Source organism: Streptosporangium sp. NPDC023825, assembly GCF_040639575.1.
Lineage (GTDB): Bacteria > Actinomycetota > Actinomycetes > Streptosporangiales > Streptosporangiaceae > Streptosporangium.
In genome coordinates this window covers 225,427-246,071 of record NZ_JBFAAE010000001.1, presented here as the reverse complement: position 1 = coordinate 246,071, position 20,645 = coordinate 225,427, and the positions used below count along the sequence as shown (strand labels likewise).

General features: G+C 71.4%; 19 protein-coding genes. 13 read left to right on the top strand and 6 right to left on the bottom strand.

Annotation, left to right across the window (positions count from 1 at the left end):
• Positions 1-97: 97 nt before the first annotated feature.
• Complete coding sequence (locus tag AB0G15_RS01050) at positions 98-802, bottom strand: hypothetical protein (protein WP_362834350.1); 705 nt, start codon at positions 800-802, stop codon at positions 98-100.
• Between the two features lie 223 nt (positions 803-1,025).
• On the opposite strand from AB0G15_RS01050, the gene kduI reads away from it, so the two are divergent.
• The 4 genes from kduI to AB0G15_RS01030 all read left to right on the top strand — a co-directional run bounded on the left by kduI (position 1,026) and on the right by AB0G15_RS01030 (position 3,662).
• Complete coding sequence (gene kduI / locus AB0G15_RS01045; RefSeq protein WP_362834349.1) at positions 1,026-1,838, top strand: 5-dehydro-4-deoxy-D-glucuronate isomerase; 813 nt, start codon at positions 1,026-1,028, stop codon at positions 1,836-1,838.
• The gene (locus AB0G15_RS01040; RefSeq protein WP_362834348.1) at positions 1,838-2,575 is read left to right on the top strand and encodes an SDR family oxidoreductase; all 738 of its coding nucleotides are present in this window, start codon (positions 1,838-1,840) and stop codon (positions 2,573-2,575) included. Before kduI ends, AB0G15_RS01040 begins: the two co-directional genes overlap by 1 nt.
• 17 nt (positions 2,576-2,592) lie before the next feature.
• Complete coding sequence (locus AB0G15_RS01035; RefSeq protein ID WP_362834347.1) at positions 2,593-3,369, top strand: IclR family transcriptional regulator; 777 nt, start codon at positions 2,593-2,595, stop codon at positions 3,367-3,369.
• A gap of 107 nt (positions 3,370-3,476) precedes the next feature.
• A complete protein-coding gene (locus AB0G15_RS01030) occupies positions 3,477-3,662 on the top strand; it encodes a tautomerase family protein (protein WP_344745492.1) in 186 nt (61 codons plus the stop codon).
• A gap of 279 nt (positions 3,663-3,941) precedes the next feature.
• Here AB0G15_RS01030 and AB0G15_RS01025 read toward each other — a convergent pair whose 3' ends face one another.
• A complete protein-coding gene (locus tag AB0G15_RS01025) occupies positions 3,942-5,456 on the bottom strand; it encodes a sodium:solute symporter family protein (protein WP_362834346.1) in 1,515 nt (504 codons plus the stop codon).
• 220 nt (positions 5,457-5,676) lie between these two features.
• On the opposite strand from AB0G15_RS01025, the gene AB0G15_RS01020 reads away from it, so the two are divergent.
• The 6 genes from AB0G15_RS01020 (at position 5,677) to AB0G15_RS00995 (ending at position 12,485) form a co-directional block, all read left to right on the top strand.
• Positions 5,677-8,205 (top strand): DNA translocase FtsK, encoded by a 2,529-nt coding sequence (locus tag AB0G15_RS01020; RefSeq protein ID WP_362834345.1) that lies wholly within the window; start codon positions 5,677-5,679, stop codon positions 8,203-8,205.
• A gap of 193 nt (positions 8,206-8,398) precedes the next feature.
• Positions 8,399-9,154, top strand: coding sequence for a RodZ domain-containing protein (locus AB0G15_RS01015; protein WP_362834344.1), 756 nt, complete (start codon positions 8,399-8,401; stop codon positions 9,152-9,154).
• Between the two features lie 179 nt (positions 9,155-9,333).
• Positions 9,334-10,743 carry a 30S ribosomal protein S12 methylthiotransferase RimO gene (gene rimO, locus AB0G15_RS01010; RefSeq protein ID WP_362677558.1) on the top strand — a complete coding sequence of 470 codons (1,410 nt, stop codon included), beginning with the start codon at positions 9,334-9,336 and terminating at the stop codon, positions 10,741-10,743.
• Between the two features lie 25 nt (positions 10,744-10,768).
• On the top strand, positions 10,769-11,374 hold the full coding sequence (pgsA, locus tag AB0G15_RS01005) for a CDP-diacylglycerol--glycerol-3-phosphate 3-phosphatidyltransferase (protein WP_362677556.1): 606 nt from the start codon (positions 10,769-10,771) through the stop codon (positions 11,372-11,374).
• Positions 11,375-11,426: 52 nt separating this feature from the next.
• Positions 11,427-11,930, top strand: a complete 504-nt coding sequence (locus tag AB0G15_RS01000; RefSeq protein ID WP_362834343.1) for a nicotinamide-nucleotide amidohydrolase family protein — start codon at positions 11,427-11,429, stop codon at positions 11,928-11,930.
• 207 nt (positions 11,931-12,137) lie between these two features.
• A complete protein-coding gene (locus AB0G15_RS00995; RefSeq protein WP_030904158.1) occupies positions 12,138-12,485 on the top strand; it encodes a helix-turn-helix transcriptional regulator in 348 nt (115 codons plus the stop codon).
• On the opposite strand, the gene AB0G15_RS00990 is transcribed toward AB0G15_RS00995, so the two are convergent.
• The 3 genes from AB0G15_RS00990 to AB0G15_RS00980 form a co-directional block, all read right to left on the bottom strand.
• Positions 12,482-13,273, bottom strand: coding sequence for a DNA-formamidopyrimidine glycosylase family protein (locus AB0G15_RS00990; protein ID WP_362834342.1), 792 nt, complete (start codon positions 13,271-13,273; stop codon positions 12,482-12,484). The genes AB0G15_RS00995 and AB0G15_RS00990 overlap by 4 nt on opposite strands.
• A gap of 96 nt (positions 13,274-13,369) precedes the next feature.
• Positions 13,370-13,819 carry an Rrf2 family transcriptional regulator gene (locus tag AB0G15_RS00985; RefSeq protein WP_362677550.1) on the bottom strand — a complete coding sequence of 150 codons (450 nt, stop codon included), beginning with the start codon at positions 13,817-13,819 and terminating at the stop codon, positions 13,370-13,372.
• Positions 13,820-13,839: 20 nt separating this feature from the next.
• Positions 13,840-15,510, bottom strand: coding sequence for a condensation domain-containing protein (locus AB0G15_RS00980; protein ID WP_362834341.1), 1,671 nt, complete (start codon positions 15,508-15,510; stop codon positions 13,840-13,842).
• Between the two features lie 306 nt (positions 15,511-15,816).
• On the opposite strand from AB0G15_RS00980, the gene AB0G15_RS00975 reads away from it, so the two are divergent.
• The 3 genes from AB0G15_RS00975 to AB0G15_RS00965 all read left to right on the top strand — a co-directional run bounded on the left by AB0G15_RS00975 (position 15,817) and on the right by AB0G15_RS00965 (position 19,030).
• On the top strand, positions 15,817-16,995 hold the full coding sequence (locus tag AB0G15_RS00975; protein ID WP_362677546.1) for an ROK family protein: 1,179 nt from the start codon (positions 15,817-15,819) through the stop codon (positions 16,993-16,995).
• Positions 16,996-17,129: 134 nt separating this feature from the next.
• Entirely contained in the window at positions 17,130-18,332 is a 1,203-nt protein-coding gene (locus AB0G15_RS00970; protein WP_362834340.1) for a hypothetical protein, read from the top strand.
• Positions 18,329-19,030 (top strand): PIG-L family deacetylase, encoded by a 702-nt coding sequence (locus AB0G15_RS00965; protein WP_362834339.1) that lies wholly within the window; start codon positions 18,329-18,331, stop codon positions 19,028-19,030. The genes AB0G15_RS00970 and AB0G15_RS00965 overlap by 4 nt, the downstream gene beginning before the upstream one ends.
• A 20-nt stretch (positions 19,031-19,050) precedes the next feature.
• Here AB0G15_RS00965 and AB0G15_RS00960 read toward each other — a convergent pair whose 3' ends face one another.
• On the bottom strand, positions 19,051-20,556 hold the full coding sequence (locus AB0G15_RS00960; protein ID WP_362834338.1) for a glycoside hydrolase family 3 N-terminal domain-containing protein: 1,506 nt from the start codon (positions 20,554-20,556) through the stop codon (positions 19,051-19,053).
• Positions 20,557-20,645: the final 89 nt, after the last annotated feature.

Genomic DNA, 20,645 nt, shown 5'->3' with positions numbered 1-20,645 from the left:
GTCGTCGTGCGGGCGCGCGCCGGCCCGCCGGGCCTTTCCCGTACCGGTCGGCGGACGCCGCTCCCGTATCGGTCGGCGGACGCCGCTCCCGTATCGGTCAGCAGACGCCGCGCAGGGAGCAGGCCTTGGCCGCCATCTTCCTGGCGTCCTTCAGCTGCCGGGTGAAGTCGGAGCCGCGCACCTTGCCGTACTCGCCCGCCAGCAGGTAGATCGCGAGGGCCCGGCCCTCGCGGACGACGACGGCCCGCTGCCCGCCGATGACCGGGTGCACGCCCTTGGCGTCGTAGCCCTGGAGGGTGATCCGCACGGCCCGGTCCCCGGCCCGGACGGGCTCGGCCCAGGTCCTGGTGACGGTGCCCTCGGACTTGACGCGGGCGCACCTCTCGACCTGCTTGAGAAGACCGGCCAGCGCCCCGCGCGCGGCGGCCGTGGAGCGGTAGATCACCAGCTGCTCGCCGGAGTGGTGCTCGGGGGCCTGGTAGTCGACGGTCCGCATGGCCACCCGGCCGCGATCGGCGGGGCGGCGCAGGCCGCACGGGTTGACCTCCAGGTTCGCTCCCAGCCTGTCGCTGATGGTCCACTTCTCCTCGCCCGGATACCTCACCGGCTTGCGGGCCTGGGGCTCGTGCAGGAGGAAGTTCCTCGGGATTCCCGCGGCGGTCCTTCCCGTCTCGCCCGTTCCGTCCGGTCCGCCCGTCTCGGCGAGGGCGATGCCGCCAGCGAGGGCGGTCGCGAGGACCGTGCCCGCGACCGTTCCGGCCGCTACCAGCCGGATCGTCGTCCGTGCCATGCCAGTCGTCATCGGTCTTTCCCGTCTGCTCGGTGGTCCGCTCGGCGGCGATTCCCTACGTGGTCTCTATGTGGGACCCGGCTCCGGCGGGAAAAGTTCTCGTTTCCGGGATCGTTTTCCAGGTGCCCGCGCGTGGCGGGAATTGCGGTGAGTGCGCGGGGAAGGGGGCCGTTGTATGCTCACAGTGTTCTATGTAGCAGCTTCTAATTTCATGTAATAGAACAATGGAGGGGCGATGGAGGTACGGTACGCCACGGCACCCGACCAGATCACCGGGGCGACCACCGACTGGCTGCGCCGCCGGTTCCTGGTGGAACAGCTCTTCGTGCCCGGAGAGGTCCGGCTGCTCTACTCCCACGAGGATCGCATCGTGGTCGGCGGAGCCCTGCCGGGTGACGGGCCGCTGAGACTGCACTGCCCCGACCCGCTCAGGTCGGAGTACTTCCTGGAGCGCCGCGAGCTCGGCGTGGTCAACATCGGCGAGCCCGGCACGGTGACCGTCGACGGCACCGCGTACCCCCTGGCCCCCAAGGAGTGCCTCTACGCCGGCAGGGGCGCCCGCGAGGTGGTCTTCGAGGGCGGCGCGTTCTATCTGGTCTCCACCCCCGCCCACGCGACCCTCCCGACGGTCGCCGCGACCCTGGAGGACGCCGAGCCGGTACGGCTGGGCGGCCAGGACGGCTCCAACGACCGGACGATCTACAAGTACGTCCACGCGAAGGGCATCCAGAGCTGCCAGCTCGTGCTCGGCGTGACGGTGCTGGAGCCCGGCAGCATGTGGAACACCATGCCCTGCCACACCCACGAGCGCAGGACCGAGGTCTATCTCTACTTCGACCTGCCGCCCGGCGAGCGGGTGATCCATCTGATGGGACGGCCCGACGAGACGCGCAACCTCGTCGTCGCCGACCGTCAGGCGGTCGTCTCCCCGCCCTGGTCGGTGCACTGCGGCTTCGGCACGAGAAGTTACTCCTTCGTCTGGGCGATGGGCGGGGAGAACCAGGCCTTCGAGGACATGGAGCAGGTCGAGATCGGCGAGCTGCGCTGATGTTCTCGCTGGAGGGCAGGACCGCGCTCGTCACCGGCGCGCGGACCGGGATCGGCCGGGCCCTCGCCGTGGGCCTGGCGGCGGCGGGGGCCGACATCGTGCTGCACGGCCGCGACGACGACCTGGACGAGGTCGAGGCGGAGGTCCGCAAGACCGGCAGGCAGGTCTCCCGGTGGATCCTCGACCTGTCGGACCCGCGGGCCGTCCCCGAGGCGGCCGGGCGGCTGGGCCCGGTCGACGTCCTGGTCAACAACGCCGGGATCATCCGCAGGGCCCCGGCCGCCGAGCACTCCCACGAGTCCTTCCGCGAGGTGCTCGACGTCAACCTGGACGCGGTCTTCCTGCTCAGCCAGGTCCTGGGGGCGCGGATGCTCGCCCGGGGCTCCGGGAAGATCATCATGATCGCCTCCATGCTGTCCTTCCAGGGCGGTGTCAACGTCGTCGGCTACACCGCGGCCAAGCACGGTGTCGCCGGTCTCACGCGGGCGCTGGCCTGCGAGTGGGCGGGCTCGGGGGTGCAGGTCAACGCGATCGCCCCCGGTTACATCAGGACCGGCAACACCGAACGGCTCTGGGACGACCCGGCGCGGGAGGCCGAGATCAGGGGCCGTATCCCCGCCGGGCGCTGGGGCAGGCCCGAGGATCTCGTGGGCGCCGCCGTCTTCCTGGCTTCCGGCGCCTCCGACTACGTCAACGGGCACCTGCTGGCGGTCGACGGAGGCTGGTTGGCACGCTGACCAGTAGGCTCACGATCGTGGTCAGGGAAGGCAGTTCCATCGACAAGGCGCTGGCGGTGCTGGAGGCGATCGCCGAGCACCACCGCGTGACCGACATAGCCGCCGCGACGGGCGTGTCCAAGTCGACCGTCCATCGCATCCTCCAGTCGCTCGTCGAGTGGGGGTTCGCGCGGGCCGACGGCCGGGGCGGCTACGAGCCGGGTCCCCGGATCCTCACACTGGCGGGCCGGGTCATGAACCGCTTCGACCCGGCCCGCCAGGCCTCCGGCGCGCTCAACGCCCTGCACGAGCGGATCGGCTACACCACGCACTTCGCGATCCGCAGCGGGGACGAGGCCGTCTACGTCGACAAGCTGGAGGGCCGGCGGCCCTACCAGATGCCCTCCCGCGTCGGGATGAGCCTGCGCCTGCACTGCACCGCGATCGGCAAGGCGGTCCTGGCCCAGCTCGGCGCCGACGAGGTCCGCGCCATCTGCGCCCGTACGGGCATGCCCGCCCCGACCCCCACCACGCTGGCGACGCCGGAGGCCCTGCTGGCCGATCTCGAGTTGGTACGGTCCCGCGGTTACTCGGTCGACAACGAGGAGAACCTGCCCGGCATCCTCTGCGTCGGCGCCCCGGTCTTCGACCACACCGGCCAGGTGCTCGGCGGCATCTCCATCTCCGCCCTCGCGATGGACATGGGCCACGAGGACCTGGAGCGGTTCGCGCCCGACGTCGTCGCCGCGGCCCGCGAGGTCTCCGCCGCCCTCGGCGCCCCCGGTGCTCCCGCCGCCCCGGCGCTCAACGGCTGAGCCGATCCGCCTGCGTCTCTATTGCTAAGATGGCTACGCCCTTCAGTTGTTCCATGTAATGGAATGTGATGTCATGTTATGCAACAATCTGACCTGGAGGATTCAGCATGCCGAACATCACCGTGGAACTCCTGTCCGGCCGGACCCTCGACCAGCGCCGCGAGTTCGTGGCGGCGCTGACCGAGGCGGCCGTGGACATCCTGAAGGCGCGCCGCGAGGCGGTCCGCATCGTCTTCACCGAGATCGAGAAGTCGGACGTGGCCAACGGCGGCGTCCTGGAGTCCGACAAGTAGCCGAGGTCCGACGAGCAGCCGGGGTCCGGCGGGGGGCCGGCTCCCGGACCCGCTGAATTCCCGGTCCGCGTGTTTCCCCTCCCCTCCCGGTGGAAGGAGCATGTTCCCGGGCGGGCGGGTCCTGGAGCCCGCCGCGCCCGGGAGCAGCCGCGCGGCCGCCGCGCCGTGGAGGCCCTCGTCGAGGCCCCGCGACGTTGCGGGGATCCACGCCGTGCCGTGCGGGCCCGCGGCGTGGGGCACTCCACGCCGTGGGGGCCCACGCCGTACCGGGGGAGGGCGTCAGCCGACCGCTCCGGCCCGCTGGTGCTGCTCCGGGTCGGTGGACCCGGGCTCGGTGGACAGGGAGTCGACGAGCGCGTCGCGGTCCTCGCGGTTCTCCGGCTTCAGGAACCCGATCGCCACGTACAGGATCAGCGAGGTGACCAGCGGAACGCCGACGACCATCGCCGTGTCCTTGGACTCGATGATCCACTTGACGTACGCCCAGACGCCCAGGCCGGCGGCCCAGGAGACGATGGCCGCGGTCGGGCCGCTCCGCTTGAACCACGGCGGCATGCCCAGCATCAGCGGGATCGAGATCGGTCCCATCGTCGCGGCGACCAGGTCGACGACGATCTTCAGCACGACGCCCTGACCCTCGGTCGAGATCGCGATCACCATGCTGATCAGGACGAAGGTGAACGTGGTCACCCGGGCGAAGGTCAGCTCGGCCCGCGCCGACAGCTCGCGCACCTTGCGGACGATCACCGGGGCGATGTCCCTGGTGATGACCGAGGAGATCACGTTGGCGTCGGAGGCGACCATGGCCATGGTGTGCGAGAAGAAGCCCGCGAGCACCAGCCCGATCAGGCCCTGCGGCAGCAGCGTCTGCGCCAGCCGTACGTACGCCTCCTCGGCGTTGGCCAGGCCCGGCACGATGAGCGGCGCGGCGAACATCGGGATGAAGAGGACCAGCGGCCAGACCAGCCACAGCGCGCTGGACAGCAGCGCCGAGCGCTTCGCGGCCGAACCCGAGGGCGAGGCCATGTAGCGCTGGGCCAGGTTCCACATGCCGCCGTTGTACTCGAAGGTCTTGATGAAGAGCATCGCGAGGAAGAACGTGGTGGTGTACGGCCCGGCGAACGGGTCGCCGTGGCCCGGGGGCAGCCTGTCCCACATGGTCCACAGGGTGGCGACGCCGTCCAGCTGGGCCATGATCGCGACGAACATGGCGACGCCCGCGACGCCCTGGATGACGAACTGCCCGAAGTCGGTGAGCACGTCCGCCCACAGCCCTCCGGCGGTGATGTAGACCAGCGTGACGGCCCCGGTGATCAGGATGCCCCACTGGATCGGGATGCCCGCGAAGCCCCTGAGTAGGATGGCGATCGCCACCCACTTGGCCGCGATGTCCACGACCTTCAGCAGCGCGCCGCTGTAGGCCAGCACCTGCTGGGTCGGCAGGTTGTAGCGCCGGGCGAGGTATTCCAGCGGGGAGACCACGCCGTGCCTGGAACGGAGCCGGTTCCAGCGGGCCGCCCACACGAAGGCGCCGATCCCGACGCCGAGGCCGATCGTCAGCGCCCACCAGACGTACATCGCGAGCCCGTAGTTGTAGGCCACGGCCGCGAACGCCACGAACATGATCGCGCTGTAGCCCGACATGTGGTGCGAGATGCCGGACAGCCACCAGGGGATACGGCCCCCGGCGGTGAAGAAGTCGATCACGGTTTTGATGCGGCGCTTCGACCACACGCCGATACCGATCATGACAAGGAAGTACGCGCCCAGAACGGACCAGTCGAGTGCGGACATGTGTCTCCTCCCAACGCCCTGTTGGTGAGGAGGTTCTACTACATGAAACGCAATGTCAATACATGGAATGGAAGACGCTTTCCAGCAGACCAATGGGACCTTTAGTGCCGCGCATCACTGTTCACGAAGTATCGACCGATCTTGTGAAACGTCGGCGAGGGTCGGGCGGCTGCGGCGAGTCGGCGCGCAATCCACCACCCGTCTCGTTAACCTCCCTAACATGGCCACCCGTACGTCTAAAGGCTCCTCAGGAAAGCCCCCCGGCAAGGGGTCCTCCGGCCGTTCGGGCGTCTCCCGGGCCCGTACGGCCCCCGCCAGGCGGGCGCCCGCCGGCCGGGGGAGGAGCGCGAGTCAGGCCCGCAGGCCCTCGCCCCAGCACGACCCGATCAGCTGGGTGCTCATCATGATCGGCAAGCTGTTCATGGGCATCTGGATGCTCCTGGCGGGGGGCATCGGCAGCGCGGCGCGGGCCCTGGGGCAGAACGCGCGCGAGCTCGACCCCGTGCACCGTCGCGACGGGCTCGGCCTGGCGGTGTTCGCCGGGGCGGTCGTGCTGGCCGCGATGACCTGGCGCAAGAACACCGGCACGGTCTCCACCGTGGTCGACGGCGTCATGCGCGGCGTCTTCGGCTCGCTGACCTGGGTGATCCCGATCCTTCTCATGCTGCTGGCCTGGCGGCTGCTGCGCCACCCCGACCAGAACGCCGACACCGGCCGGATGATCATCGGCTGGTCCGCCCTGACCATCGGCGTGCTCGGCGTCGTGCACGTCGTCCACGGCACGCCGTACCCCTCGGGGGGCAGCTCCGACGGCATGGACAAGGTGTCGGCCGCCGGAGGGATGATCGGCTTCATCGTCTCGGCGCCCCCGGCGAGCATCCTGCCGTCCTTCATCACCATCCCGCTGCTGCTGATCATGTCGGGCTTCGGCATCCTGGTCATCACCGCGACGCCGGTGCACCGGGTCCCCGAGCGGCTGGCCGAGATCCGGCACATGCTCTTCAACCGCGACCTGCCCCCCACGCCTCGGGTGTCCAGGAAGAAGCCCTCCACCCGCAAGAAGTCGGAGCCCGAGGGCGGCGAGCTGGGCGACCACGTCAAGCCCTACGACACGCCCCTGGTCGCCGAGACCCCCGGCGGCCCCTCCGGGCACTCCCCGGAGATCGTGCCCGGCCTGGTGGACGAGGAGGCGGCCGACGCGGTGGTCAGGGCCGAGTCGTCGGCGCCCCCCGAGCCGACCCCCGCCCCGCGCAAGGTCGAGCAGCTCGTCCTGTCGCCCCAGGCGGGCCCGTACACCCTGCCAGAGTCGCAGCTGCTGCGCCCGGGCACCGCGCCCAAGCCGCAGACGAAGGCCAACACCGTCGTCGTCAACGCGCTGACCAGCGTGATGGAGCAGTTCGCCATCGACGCCCAGGTGATCGGCTTCACCCGGGGGCCGACGGTGACGCGCTACGAGATCGAGCTCGGCCCGGCGGTCAAGGTCGAGAAGGTCACCGCCCTCACCAAGAACATCGCGTACGCGGTCAAGTCGGCCGATGTCCGGATCCTGTCCCCGATCCCCGGCAAGTCGGCGATCGGGGTCGAGATCCCCAACACCGACAAGGATCTCGTCTCGCTGGGCGACATCCTGCGCTCCCCGGTCGCCCAGGCCGACCACCACCCGATGATCGTCGGGCTCGGCAAGGACGTCGAGGGGCGCACGATAGTGGCCAACCTGGCCAAGATGCCGCACCTGCTCATCGCGGGCGCCACCGGCGCGGGAAAGTCGGTCTGCGTCAACGGGCTGATCACCTCGATCCTGATGCGGGCCACCCCCGACGAGGTCCGTATGGTCCTGGTCGACCCCAAGCGGGTCGAGCTCAGCGTCTACGAGGGCATCCCGCACCTGATCACGCCGATCATCACCAACCCCAAGAAGGCCGCCGAGGCCCTGGAGTGGGTCGTCGGGGAGATGGACCGCCGCTACGACGACCTGGCCGCCAGCGGCTTCCGGCACGTCGACGACTTCAACAAGGCGGTCCGCGCCGGCAAGCTGGTGCCGCCCCCGGGCAGCGAGCGGATCTACCAGCCCTACCCGTACCTGCTGGTGATCGTCGACGAGCTCGCCGACCTGATGATGGTCGCCCCGCGCGACGTCGAGGACTCCATCGTCCGCATCACCCAGCTCGCCCGCGCCGCCGGGATCCACCTGGTCATCGCCACCCAGCGCCCCAGCGTGGACGTGGTCACCGGCCTGATCAAGGCCAACGTGCCCTCCCGGCTCGCCTTCGCCACCTCCTCGCTGGCCGACTCCCGGGTCATCCTGGACCAGCCGGGCGCCGAGAAGCTCGTCGGGCAGGGCGACTCGCTCTTCCTGCCGATGGGGGCCAGCAAGCCCATGCGGCTGCAGAACGCCTTCGTCTCCGAGAAGGAGATCGGCGAGATCGTCGGGCACTGCAAGGCCCAGATGGCGGTCGAGTACCGCGACGACGTGGCCGCCGTGGCGACCGCCAAGAAGGAGATCGACGAGGACATCGGCGACGACCTCGACCTGCTGGTCCAGGCGGCCGAGCTCATCGTGACCACCCAGTTCGGCTCGACCTCGATGCTCCAGCGCAAGCTGCGGGTCGGTTTCGCCAAGGCGGGCCGCCTGATGGACCTGCTGGAGAGCAGGAACGTCGTCGGGCCCAGCGAGGGGTCGAAGGCGCGAGAGGTCATGGTCAAGCCGGACGAGCTTCCGGGCCTGCTGGCCGACCTGCGCGGAGGCTGACGGGGGCCGTACGGGGGCTCCGGCCGCCCGTACCGGGAAGTGCCGGTACATATCAGGGAATACCGCCCCCACAACCGGCTCGCCCGGGGATGACGGCGCCGTGCGGGAATGGGACCCCCGCCGCGCATCCTCCACGCGGTTACTGATTGAATAGGTATCGCTACGCAACGTCGGGGGCTGAGAGGCGTGCGCCATGGGCATTGGAAGCGATCTGGCGGATGCCCGGCGGTCAAAGGGGATGACCGTCGGGCAGTTGAGCGCGCGGACACGCATTCGCGAGGTGCTCATCCAGGCAATCGAGAGGAATGACTTCTCCCAATGCGGAGGAGATTTCTACGCGCGGGGCCATATAAGAAACATCGCCAAGATCGTCGACCTCGATCCCGAGGCGCTGGTGCACCGCTACGACGAGCAGCACGGGGGCGTGCCGCTGCCGGTGCGGGCCTCCAGCGTCTTCCAGGCCGACATGCCGCTGAAGATCCGCGAGCGCCGTTCGCCCAACTGGACGACGGCCATGGCGGTCGCTCTGGGCATCGTGGTCATCTTCGGCGTGGTGCGGACCATGGGCGGGGGCGACACTCCCGTGGCGGACCCGCGCCCGATGCCGGTGCCCGCCGCGCCGCCGCCCTCGGCCGGTCCCGGCCCCGACTCGCCGCGCCGGGCCTCGTCGCTGGCCGAGGAGAGGCGGCGCGACATCGTCGTCCTCCAGGTCAGGGCGAAGCGCACCTCCTGGCTCGACGTGCAGGACGCGGGCGGCCGGCGTCTCTTCTCGGGAACGCTCGCGGCGGGCAAGACCTCGACCTGGAAGGCGAAGACCGGGATGAGGGTCACCTTCGGCGACGGGGGAGCCGTCTTGCTGAAGGTGAACGGCAAGGACCTGGGCGCCCCCGGCCGCCGGGGGCAGGTCGTGAACCGCTCCTACGAGGCTCCCGCCACCAAGAAGCGCTAGGTCAGGCCGTCGGAGCCCTCTGCGGGCCCTCTCCGGACGCCCGCCGGCGCCGGGGTCCGGCCGGGCGTTTGGGCCGTCCCGGTGGCGGGGCGTCCGGGGCGGGGCGGGGGGTGCGGCGGTGCCTGAATGGGGGGAGGTGCATCGGGTAGTGGCCAACTCCCGATACCGTAGTGTTCACCATGTCATCCCGCCGAACCGCATCGCTGATCACGCTTGGTTGCGCACGCAACGAGGTCGACTCCGAGGAACTCGCCGCTCGTCTTGAGGCTGCCGGTTGGCAGCTGGGCGACGACGACCCCGATGTCGTCGTCGTCAACACGTGTGGCTTCATCGACTCGGCGAAAAAGGACTCCATCGACACGCTGCTCGCCGCGGCCGACTCCGGTGCCAAAGTGGTCGCCGCGGGCTGCATGGCGGAGCGTTACGGTGACCAGCTCGCCGACGCGCTCCCCGAGGCCGCCGCCGTCATCTCCTTCGACGACTACACCGACATCGGCACGCGCCTCGACGACGTGCTGGCGGGCAGGTCGCTCGTCCCGCACAGTCCCCGCGACCGCAGGACCCTGCTGCCCATCTCGCCGGTGGAACGCGCCGCCGCCCCCAAGACCGCCATTCCCGGCCACGGTGAGCTGCCCGAGGGCCTGGCCCCCGCCAGCGGCCCCCGGCCGCTCCGCAAGCGCCTGGGCGACGGCCCGGTGGCCTCGCTGAAGCTGGCCTCCGGCTGCGACCGGCGCTGCACGTTCTGCGCCATCCCCGCCTTCCGCGGGGCGTACGTCTCGCGCGGCGCCGAGGAGCTCCTCGGCGAGGCCGCCTGGCTGGCCGAGCAGGGCGTCAAGGAGCTGGTGCTGGTCAGCGAGAACTCCACCTCCTACGGCAAGGACCTGGGCGACCTGAGGGCGCTGGAGAAGCTGCTGCCCTCCCTCGCCGCGACCGAGGGCGTCGAGCGGGTGCGCGTCAGCTACCTGCAGCCCGCCGAGCTCCGCCCGGGGCTGCTGGAGATCATCGCCTCGACCGAGGGCGTGGCCCCCTACTTCGACCTGTCCTTCCAGCACGCCAGCGGGCCGGTGCTGCGCCGGATGCGGCGCTTCGGCGACCCCCGGCGCTTCCTGGACCTGCTGGAGTCGATCCGCGCCCACGCCCCCGAGGCCGGGGTGCGCTCCAACTTCATCGTGGGATTCCCCGGCGAGACCGAGGAGGAGTTCGGCGAGCTGGTGGGCTTCCTGGAGGAGGCCAGGCTCGACGTGATCGGCATCTTCGGTTACTCCGACGAGGACGGCACCGAGGCGGCCTCGCTGCCCGGCAAGCTCGACCAGGAGGTCGTCGACGCCCGCGTGTCCGCGCTCACCGAGCTGGCCGAGGAGCTCATGGCCCAGCGGGCCGAGGAACGGATCGGCACCGAGGTCGACGTCCTGATCGAGGAGGACCTGGGCGACGGCGGCTACGAGGGCCGTGCCGCCCACCAGGGGCCCGAGGTCGACGGTTCTGTAACGGTCCAGGGCATCGGGCTGGTCCCCGGCCAGATCGTCCGGGCCGTCGTGGTCGACTCGGAGGGGGTCGACCTGATCGCCCGCATCAAGGCGGCCCCATGAGCGCGCCGCCGGGCCGGGAGAGCGTATGACCAACACGCCAGAGACCGGCACCGACTCGACCTCGGCATCCGCGCGCCCCAAGGTGAGCGCCTGGAACATCGCCAACGTCGTGACGGTGATACGGCTGGCGATGGTTCCGTTCTTCGTGGCCTGCCTCTTCCTGCCGGGATCCGGCTGGCGGGCCGCGGCACTGGTGGTCTTCATGGTGGCCTCGCTCACCGACCTGCTCGACGGCGAGCTGGCCCGCCGCTACGGCCTGATCACCGACTTCGGGAAGATCGCCGACCCGATCGCCGACAAGGCCCTCATCGGCGCCGCCCTGATCAGCCTCTCGGTGCTGGGGGAGCTGCCCTGGTGGGTCACCGTCGTGATCCTGGGCAGGGAGCTGGGCGTCACCGCGCTGAGGTTCGCCGTCATCCGGCACGGCGTCATCCCGGCCAGCTACGGCGGCAAGGTGAAGACCGTCCTGCAGATCGCCGCGATCGTCTCCTACATCTGGCCGGGCGTGCCCGACCTGATCCGCTGGATCGTGATGGGCGCGGCGGCGCTGGTCACCGTCGCCACCGGTCTCGACTACGTGATCCGGGCGATCAAGCTGCGGCAGGTCGCGAAGCGGGCGCGGGCCCTATGAAGGCGGGCCGAGTGAGGGCGGACGGCATGGGCCGCGGCACGGGGCGGGCCGTATGAGCCGGCACCTGCTCGCGGCCACCGAGGTCCTCGCCCTTCTCGTCCGCAGGGGCGAGACGGTGGCGGTGGCCGAGTCGCTGACCGCCGGGCTCGTCTGCGCGTCCCTCACCGGCCCCCCTGGGGCCTCCGCGGCCTTCCTGGGCGGGGTCGTCTCCTACGCCACCGAGCTCAAGCACCGGCTGCTGAACGTCCCCGCGGACCTGCTCGCCCGCGAGGGGGCGGTGCACCCGGAGGTCGCCGCCGCCATGGCCGACGGGGTGCGCCTCCTCACCGGTGCCACGTACGGACTGGCGGCCACCGGAGTGGCCGGCCCGGACCCCCAGGACGGTAAACCGGTGGGCACCGTGCATCTCGCCGTTAGCGGACCGGACGGGCGGGTATGGCACCGTGATCCGCAGCTCGCCGGGACGCGAGACCAGATCCGGGAGATGACCGTGAACGAGGCCGTGGACCTTCTCCGAGGTGTGCTGGAGACGAACGTGAGGGAACATTCAGGATGATTACCGCGTTACGTCCCCAGCGAACATGCTCCACATGGTCTGCCGCGTTGTCGGTCCATACAGGTACGGTGGAACGGTGAGTGAGGTAAAGGTCAAGCGATGATGACGGCGAGGAGTATGTACCAAGGGTCGCGTTCGAAGAACGGGCGGCACGAACCGATAGCGCGGAGTGTCGTGAAGACATCCGCGCCGGGGAGGGAGCGACAGATGGTCCTGCTGCGTCAGCTGCTCGGTGACGTGCTGCGGCGGCTGAGGGTGCGGCAGAGTCGCACCCTGCGTGAGGTGTCCACACTGGCTCGGGTTTCTCTCGGCTATTTGTCCGAGGTGGAGCGTGGTCAGAAGGAGGCCTCTTCAGAGCTGCTCGCGTCGATCTGCGGTGCCTTGGGCGTGCCGCTTTCACAGGTTCTCCGTGAGGTTTCCGATCAGTTCGCCCTGGCCGAGCTGCAGCATGCTCCGGTGCTGGCGGGAGACGTCCCCGAACGGGAGCGTCTGCCGATTCCCGAAACCGTGCCTGATTCCGTGTTTCCCGAGGTCAACGACATGGTCGCCGCCTAGCCGGTCGGTTCTTCCGGCTGGCAGTGACGGCACCAGACGATCAGCCGTTCCTGCGGCTGTGCGCCCATCTCCCCACGACTGATCCGACGCCCGCAGCGCAGGCAAGGCCGCCCGGCCCTGCCGTAGACCCAGGTGCTCCGTCCCGGACGGAGGTCGCCTGTCGTCGTCCTGCTCGGGCGTTCCTTGTTGGCGTCCAGCAGTCGCCACGCGATCGACACGATCGTTCTCAGGTCCTCAACCGCTCCCACGGGTCGCCATGGCGACACTCCGGCGAGGAAAAGCGTCTCGGCGCGATAGATGGTGCCGATTCCCGCCAGGTTGCGCTGATCGAGCAGCGCGACCCCGATGCTCGTCTCAGGCCGTCCTGCCAGCCGTCGCACGGCTTCCGCCTCGTCCCAGTCCTCCCCGAGCAGATCGGGTCCGAGATGCCCGACGAGCCGCTCTTCCTCCGCGGTCGAGACCAGGTCGACCATGCCCAGCCGCACCCCCGCCGCCTGCCATCGCTCGTTGGCCAGCACCAGGCGGACGACGTCGCCCCCGGGCAGCCGCCGCCCCGCGGGTGAGACCTGCCAGCTGCCCTCCATCCGCAGATGGGTGTGGACGGTCAGCCCGCCCTCGACCCTGGTGAGCAGGTGCTTGCCGCGCGAGACGGTCTCCAGCACCGCGCGCCCGGTCAGGTCGGCCGTGGAGTGACGCGGCACGCGGAAGTCCGAGCGGGTCAGCACCCGCCCGTCGAGCGCCCGGCCGAGCCGCAGGGCGGAGAGGTGGATGACGTCACCCTCGGGCACGGCGCCCCTCCCGGGACGCGGGCCGGTTCCGGGACGCGGGCCGGTTCCGCGCGGACCGGGCCGGCCGGATTCCCGTGGGCGGCCGCACCGGCATGGTCAGTCCCAGGCCGCGGGGTCGGCCGACAGGCTGCGGACCCGGTCGGGGAGGGCTCCGGTGGCCACGTTCTCGAGGGTGACCTCCTCCAGGATCGCCCGCTCGCTGGCGCGCAGCGCGATCCAGACCTGCTGCAGCGACTCGGCGGGGCCCCGGTAGCCGACGTGCTCGGGCCGCTCCCCCCTGACGTTGGCGAGCGGGCCGTCAACGGCGCGGATCACGTCGGCGAGGCTGATCTCGGCGGGCGGGCGGGCCAGCACGTAGCCCCCCTCGGGGCCGCGCTGGCCGCGTACCAGCCCGGCGCGGCGCATCTGGAGCAGGATGTTCTCAAGATACTTGGGAGGCATGTCCTGCTCCTTGGCCAGCTCACCCACCGTGGTAGGGCCGTCACCCGCGGCGGCGAGTTCGGCGGCGGCACGGAGGGCATAGTCGACACGAGCGGATAGGCGCATGTAACCGATTATCCCGCCTGCTATTGGTTCCTTACGCGCGCGGGGCCGACGGAGACGGAGTGGCGCCCGTCGCCCTCGGTGACGACGGGCCCGTGGAGCGACGCGCCGGTGGGCTCCGGCGCGTGCACGACGTAGCGGTGAGGTGCCATCGCGGAGGTGCGGCCCGGCAGCAGGGCGAGGCAGGCGACGCGGATCTCCTCGGGGGTTCCGGAGGTGACGTGGCAGGTCAGACGCCCTTCCGGGTCGTGCGTCACCAGGTGGGGGCGTCCCTGAACCGCTTCACCGACGAGCCGCTCCACCGCGCCGAGGTCCACCCAGCAGGAATCGGTGTAGATCCACTCCGGACCGCGCTCGATAGGTGAAATTCCTGATATTTCCGAAATGTCGGAAGTCTGGACGTCCCCGGCTCCGGCCGCGATCAGCAGCCGGACGATCCCGGTCCCGAAGCCCTCCGCCTCCGCCCGGCTCATCACCCGTGGATCGATCCAGAGCGTCAGGTCGACCACGTCCTCCAGCCGGTTGGCCCAGAGCGCGAGGTGCGCGGGGAGCGAGGCCGCCGGGAGCCAGTCGCACTCGACCTCGGCGGACGGCCCGGGCTCGGCTTCGGGGACGGTGACGCCGCTCATGTCGTTGAAGACGCAGTCGCGGGCGAAGTCCACCCCGCGCTCGGCGTTGACGGCCTCGATCACCTCCCAGAGGGCGACGGAGTCGAAACGGCTGTGCTGGTATCCGGACAGGGACGCGGCGCGGAAGCGGCGGATCGCCTCGTCGAAGGTGGAGACGTCGAGGTCCGCGGTCATCAGCGCGTCCTGGGCCAGTGGCCCGACGTAGTCGCGCAGCTCGGGTCGTACCCGGTTGCTCGCCAGCGACGCGATCACGCAGGACCGCTGGGTGGTGCGCACGCCGATGAGGACCCCCAGGGCGGCGAGCGTGATCGCCGAACGGCTGGCGCCCGTGCGGCTCGCGACGGCGTCCAGCGCCCTGGCCGCCACCGCCGAGCGGACCCGCAGCCGGGGCCGGATCGCGTCGGCGTCGGCCCTGGCCGCATCGTCGATCGCGAACATCGACTGCGGTGCCCGCCTGAGCCCGTTCTCCCAGTGCCGCAGGGCGGCCTCGCTCCGGCGCCGGGCGGCCGGAGTGCCCTCCGCGGTCGCGAGGTCCAGCGGCTGTATCGGGCACGGTGACGGGACGGCGACCCCCCGGATCAGGCGTTCCCACTCCCTCATCACGGTGGCCAGCCCGATGGCGTCGACCGAGGTGTGGGGCAGGACGAAGGCCACCAGACGGGGCGCCTCCCCATCCGTGATCACGGCGACCCTGATCGGGAGCTCGTTCCGCAGGTCGAACCGGGTGCCCTGCATCCGCAGGCCCACCTCCTCGGCGACCTCGTCGAGGAGCCCGGTTCCCGCGCCGTGCACCTCGACGGGCAGGAGGCCGGAGCCGGACACGACCTGGACGTCCGAGTGGATGGTGGCCCGCAGTCCCTCGTGCCGGGAGAGCAGGCGTCCGACCGCCTCGGTGACGGCGGACAGGGATGTTCCCTCGGGGAGGCGCTTGGTGACGCGGAAGTTCATGTGGAGCGGCGGGTCGCGGAGCACGCAACGCGCCATGTTGGCCTGGCCCATGGTCACGGGCCCCTGCCGGGTCCGCGGACCCGTGTATTCGGCCGGGATCGTGATGACGGTGTCCATGTCGAAACCTGCCTCGCCACCTGACGGCAAGGGTCTTACTGAAAAGAACCTTTACCGTTTTGGGGAGTGTTCCACGCGCCGGGCCGGCGTCGCAAGCCCTTGATTTCCGGGCATCGCGGTGATGGGCGTGCCGAAGGTGGCGGCGAAACGGCGATGAGCAGGGGCGCGACACGGCCGGGGCGGTCCCGGTAGCCCGCCGTGGCGCCCGGGCGGCGCTAAACTATCAGGAAGCCTTATTAAGAATAGAAGCGTTATTCTTCATTGAAAGTATCGCGACGGGGAAGCGGCGAACAAGAGAGCATGCGTATGGAGCGACGTCCTGGCGTGCCCAGGCTATTGAGGGAGATCAACGACAGGGCCGCCCTGGAGCTGCTGCTCGCCTCCGGGCCGCTGACGCGGGGGCAGATCGGCGAGCTCACCGGCCTGTCCAAGGTGACGGCGTCGCAGACGCTCGCCCGTCTGGAAGGGCGCGGGCTGGTCGAGGTGGCGGGGGAGCAGGCGGGGGGTCGCGGGCCCAATGCCGCGCTTTATGGGATTATTTCCTCCTCGGCCTATGTGGCGGGTCTGGACGTCGGCCCGGAATTCGTGACGACCGCCATCGCCGATATCCACGGGGAGATCGTGGCCGAGGTGCGGGTGGCGCCGAGCGGGCACGACGATCCGGTGGCCCTCGTGCACAACGCGGTGGTCAAGGCGTGCCGGTCGGCCAAGGTCGCGCTCTCCAAGCTGCGCTCGGTCGTCATCGGCACCCCGGGCGTGGTCGACCCCCGCACCGGCGACGTGCGGTTCTCCTTCGACCTGCCCGGCTGGCACGAGGGCATCCACGAGGCGCTCGCGCGTGACCTGCGCCGCGACGTCAGGATAGAGAACGACGTGAACCTCGTCGCCATCGCCGAGCGCACGTTGGGTGCCGCCCGCGAGGTCGACGACTTCGTGCTGCTGTGGGTGGGCCGCGGCATCGGCCTCGGCGTCGTGCTCGGCGGGCGGCTGCACCGGGGGCGCTCCGGCAGCGCGGGCGAGATCGGCTACCTGCCGGTGCCGGGGGTGCCGCTGGCCGAGGACGTGCGGGCCGTGCCCGGCAGGTTGCCGTCGCTCGCCGGGGGCCTGCAGTCCCTGGTCAGCGCCGAGGCGGTCGCCGAGCTCGCCGCGACGTACGGCTTCGAGGGAGGTAGCGCAGCCGAGTGCGTCGCGGCGGCGGTCGCGGCGGGCAAGCGGGGAGAGCCCCTGATCGACGACATCGCGGGGCGGCTGGCGCTGGGGGTGGCGTCGGTGTGCGTCGTGCTCGACCCGGGGCTCGTGGTGCTCGCGGGGGAGGTCAGCAGGGCCGGGGGCGACGAGCTCACCTCCAGGATCGAGGAGGCGGTGGCCAGGAGCTGCCCGGTCCGGCCGCAGGTGGTGGCGAGCGAGGTGGGCGGCAACCCGGTGCTGCGCGGGGCCGTCATCGCCGCCCTGGACCAGGCCAGGGAGGAGATCTTCACCTCCTGAGCCCCGGATCCGGGATGTCCGGCGGGCCGGGGACCCTTCTCGGCGAACGACCGTCGCGCGGCGGGCAAGATCCCCTATGCTGGCGCGGAAATGTCATGAAAAAGACATCTTTCCGTGATCGGGGATGGGGACAAATGACGGCTGTCATCGCTGTGCTGCATGCCGAGGACGTCGCCCTGGAGTTCGTCTCCGTCCTGCGGGACCACGCCGACCAGGACGTCCTGGTGGTCGTCGGGCAGGCGAGGGCGAGCGTGACCCTGCCGGGAGGGCTGTCGCTCCGGGAGCGCCTGGAGCTGCTCGGACCCCTGGTGGAGCCCGGGGGCAACACCGCGGAGCTGCCCGTCCCCGCCGACGTCGCCGCCCTGCTCGGCGCGGCGCCGGCGCCCGATGAGATCTGGACCCACTCGCCCGCCGACCACCGCATCCGCAGGGCCCGGTTCGGCTGGATCGTCTCCCGCGCCGTGTCACCGTTCCCCGGGTCCTCGGCGTCTCCGTCCTCCTCGCCCTCCTCGCTGTCCTTACCGGCTGTGACCTGCTCGGTCGGTGACAATCCCTTCCTGCAGACGATCTCCGGTACGGCGACCGCGATCACCGGCGCCGAGGCCGAGGCGAAGATCGATTTCATCAACCGGCGCGCCGGTGAGCTGCTGCGCAGCCGGGTGGCCGACCGGCTCGTCACCACCGACCGGGTGCCGGCCGTCGAGAGGTTCTTCACCGCGAGCGCCGCGCAGGCCAACCGCCTGTACGCGCTGATCTCCAGCCTCGGGGACGACGCCGCGGTGGCCGACGACCCGTGGGAGTTCGGGCGCTCGGCCTACGAGGCCGCCCGGCTGGACGCGACCGCCGCGTGGACCGCCCGCTGGTGCTCCCCCCAGGACGGGCCGATCGTGGAGGTCGGGGCGTGCCAGGGCGAGCTCACCCGGCGGCTGGCGGGGAAGGGATACCGGGTCCAGGCCACCGAGCCCAACGCCGGTTTCCGCGCCCGCCTGACCGAGCGGGCGGAGCCGGGCGTGGAGGTGCTCCCGGACAGCCTGGAGGATCTCGCCGACCACGGTGAGCGCCAGGCGGCGGCGTACCTGCTCGTCGAGATGCTCTACTACGACCAGGATCTGGCGCTCCTCGACAGGCTGCCGACCGACCTGCTCCTCGTCGCGCTGGAGAGCGGTCAGCTCAACGAGCGGATCTGGCCCTGGCTGCGCGAGCAGTCCACCTGGCGGGTCGCCGAGCGCGTCGAGCTCGCGCCGCCGACCCTGGAGTCCGTCTGCGACGGGCTCGCCTACCTGCGCAAGCGGGGCAGCCGCGGTCTCGTCCTGGCCAGGGCGGGGTGGCGGCGATGAGCTGGGAGACGGTCGTGGTCTCGCCGCACTTCGACGACGCGGTGCTGTCGGTGGCGGGACTGCTCGCCCGCCGCGAGGGGGGCGCGGTGATCGTCACGGTGCTGGGCGGCGCGCCCGGCGGGGTGCTCTCGGCGTGGGACCGGCTGTGCGGGTTCGCCTCGGCGGAGGAGACGGCGCGCGAGCGGCGGGCCGAGGACGCGCGGGCGTGCGAGATCCTCGGTGTCGACCAGGTGGTGCTGGACAATCCGGATGTGCCGGCGGCCCGGCTCCCGCTGGACGACCTGGAGACGTTCCTCACCGGGCACGTCACCCCGCGCACGCGCGTGCTCGTCCCGATGGGGATCGGCAACGCCGACCACGAGGCCGTGCGCGACCGGGCGCTCGACGCGCTGGAGAAGGTCGAGGCCCTGGAGCTCTGGGCCTACGCCGACCTGCCCTACGCCGCCGCCGTACGCGAGTGGGGGAGCCCGGCGGCCGGGCGGGCCCTGGCGGACAGGCCGCCGGTCCGCGCGCTCGCCGGGCGGTACCGCCTCGGAACGAGGCCGCGGCCGCGACTGCAGGGGGAGGAGTGGGCGCTCAAGCGGCGCGCGGTCCTGGCGTACGCCTCGCAGATCGCGCCGCTCGCCTGCGACCACGGGGAGTTCCTCGCGATGCCGGGTCCCCTCCAGCACGAGCTGGTGTGGGTCCTCGACGGCTGACCCGCCCACGGCGCCGCAGGTCACGTCCCACGGCGGCCCGAGAGGAGCTCGGCGGCGGCCCGGCCCGAGGCGGTGGTGGCGCCGTGGGTGGTGATGTGGACGGCGCCCGGGGTGGCCGGACCCGGCAGGCCCATCTCCACCACGATCGCGTCGGGACGCCGTGACAGCAGGGCGCCCAGGCGGTCCGTGACCCAGGCGTGCCGGTGGGCGTCGCGTACCACGATCACCAGCGGGCGCCCCTCGGGGGGCGGCGGGACCGGGTCGCCGGAGCCGAGCCGCAGGGCCGTCGTGCCGGGCAGCAGCTCGGCCAGCGGCGCGGCGACGCCCCACGGGGTGGCGCGGTCGACGGCGATGTTCGTCTCGGAGACGAACTCGATCACCTGGGGCGCGGCGGGCAGCGGGAGCCCGTCGCCGCGGACCCGCAGCGCCCGCCTGGCCGCGTCGAGCCCCGCGGGCTCACCGGCCGGGCCCGTCTCGCCGGCCGCCCGCCGTCGCTCCGCCGACCAGGCGGCGAGGCGCCGGACCCGGGCGGCGGCCTCGGCCAGGCGTTCCTCGGGGAGCGTCCCGTCGGCCACCGCGCCCATGATGGCGTTGCGCATGAAGCCGACCACCCCGGGGCCCTTGCGCTCGCCGCCCACGCAGATCGCGTCGGCCCCGGCGGCGAGGGCGCGGACCGCCGCCCCGGTCACGCCGTACCGCTCGGCCACCGAGGGCATCTCCACGCCGTCGGTCACGATCAGCCCGTCGAATCCCAGCTCCTGCCTGAGCAGCCCGGCCAGGATGCGGCCGCTCATGGTGGCGGGGTGGTCGGGGTCGTAGGCGGGGACGAGCAGGTGGCCGGTCATCACGGCGCGTACCCCGGCCTCGATGGCGGCCCGGTAGGGCGGGAGCGTGGTGGCGGCGAGCTCCTCTGCCGAGGAGGCGACGGTCGGCAGGTCGTCGTGCGAGTCGACGGCGGTGGCGCCGTGGCCGGGGAAGTGCTTGGCGCAGGCGGCCACCCCCGCCGACTGGAGGCCGGTGACCCAGGCGCGGGCGTGCCGGGCGACCAGCCGGGGGTCGGCGCCGAACGCGCGGGTGCCCACGACGGGATTGTCCAGGTCGGAGTTGACGTCGACCACGGGGGCGTAGTTGAGGGTGACGCCCGCCGCGGCCAGGTCCAGCCCGATCTCGCGGGCGACCCGCTCGGTCAGCCCGGGGTCGTCCACCGCGCCGAGCGCGAGGTTGCCAGGACGCGAGCTGCCGGTGAGCGCCTCCAGCCGGGTGACGTCGCCCGCCTCCTCGTCGGTGGCGATCACCACGTCCGGGTTCTCCGCGCGCAGCGCGGCGGTCAGTGCCCTGATCTGCTCGCTGTCCACAAGATTCCGTGAGTAGAGCGCAACCCCGCCGAGTCCCTCGGCGAGCCGCCTGCGCAGCCAGTCGGGCACCTCCACGCCCACGAACCCGGGTTGCAGCACGGTGTCGGCGAGCCCGGCCAGTTCGGGGCTCACGCCGCTCGGGCCGCTCGTCCGGCCACCGCGAACGATCATCGAAGCCTCCAGGTCGGTTCGTGGCAAGTCGCTTGTCTCAGGCGTACCACATGTGTAGCATTCGGATTGCGTAAATAGACAGGAAACTT

Excerpts from the sequence above, each read along its gene's own strand:
- AB0G15_RS01050 (WP_362834350.1), bottom strand. The coding sequence starts at position 802 with ATGACGACTGGCATGGCACGGACGACGATCCGGCTGGTAGCGGCCGGA.
- AB0G15_RS00975 (WP_362677546.1), top strand. The coding sequence starts at position 15,817 with ATGGAGCGACGTCCTGGCGTGCCCAGGCTATTGAGGGAGATCAACGAC.
- AB0G15_RS00995 (WP_030904158.1), top strand. The coding sequence starts at position 12,138 with ATGGTCCTGCTGCGTCAGCTGCTCGGTGACGTGCTGCGGCGGCTGAGG.
- AB0G15_RS00970 (WP_362834340.1), top strand. The coding sequence starts at position 17,130 with ATGACGGCTGTCATCGCTGTGCTGCATGCCGAGGACGTCGCCCTGGAG.
- AB0G15_RS00960 (WP_362834338.1), bottom strand. The coding sequence starts at position 20,556 with ATGATCGTTCGCGGTGGCCGGACGAGCGGCCCGAGCGGCGTGAGCCCC.
- AB0G15_RS01030 (WP_344745492.1), top strand. The coding sequence starts at position 3,477 with ATGCCGAACATCACCGTGGAACTCCTGTCCGGCCGGACCCTCGACCAG.
- AB0G15_RS01020 (WP_362834345.1), top strand. The coding sequence starts at position 5,677 with ATGGCCACCCGTACGTCTAAAGGCTCCTCAGGAAAGCCCCCCGGCAAG.
- AB0G15_RS00980 (WP_362834341.1), bottom strand. The coding sequence starts at position 15,510 with ATGGACACCGTCATCACGATCCCGGCCGAATACACGGGTCCGCGGACC.
- AB0G15_RS01025 (WP_362834346.1), bottom strand. The coding sequence starts at position 5,456 with ATGTCCGCACTCGACTGGTCCGTTCTGGGCGCGTACTTCCTTGTCATG.
- AB0G15_RS01015 (WP_362834344.1), top strand. The coding sequence starts at position 8,399 with ATGGGCATTGGAAGCGATCTGGCGGATGCCCGGCGGTCAAAGGGGATG.
- rimO (WP_362677558.1), top strand. The coding sequence starts at position 9,334 with ATGTCATCCCGCCGAACCGCATCGCTGATCACGCTTGGTTGCGCACGC.
- kduI (WP_362834349.1), top strand. The coding sequence starts at position 1,026 with ATGGAGGTACGGTACGCCACGGCACCCGACCAGATCACCGGGGCGACC.
- pgsA (WP_362677556.1), top strand. The coding sequence starts at position 10,769 with ATGACCAACACGCCAGAGACCGGCACCGACTCGACCTCGGCATCCGCG.
- AB0G15_RS01040 (WP_362834348.1), top strand. The coding sequence starts at position 1,838 with ATGTTCTCGCTGGAGGGCAGGACCGCGCTCGTCACCGGCGCGCGGACC.
- AB0G15_RS00965 (WP_362834339.1), top strand. The coding sequence starts at position 18,329 with ATGAGCTGGGAGACGGTCGTGGTCTCGCCGCACTTCGACGACGCGGTG.
- AB0G15_RS00985 (WP_362677550.1), bottom strand. The coding sequence starts at position 13,819 with ATGCGCCTATCCGCTCGTGTCGACTATGCCCTCCGTGCCGCCGCCGAA.
- AB0G15_RS01000 (WP_362834343.1), top strand. The coding sequence starts at position 11,427 with ATGAGCCGGCACCTGCTCGCGGCCACCGAGGTCCTCGCCCTTCTCGTC.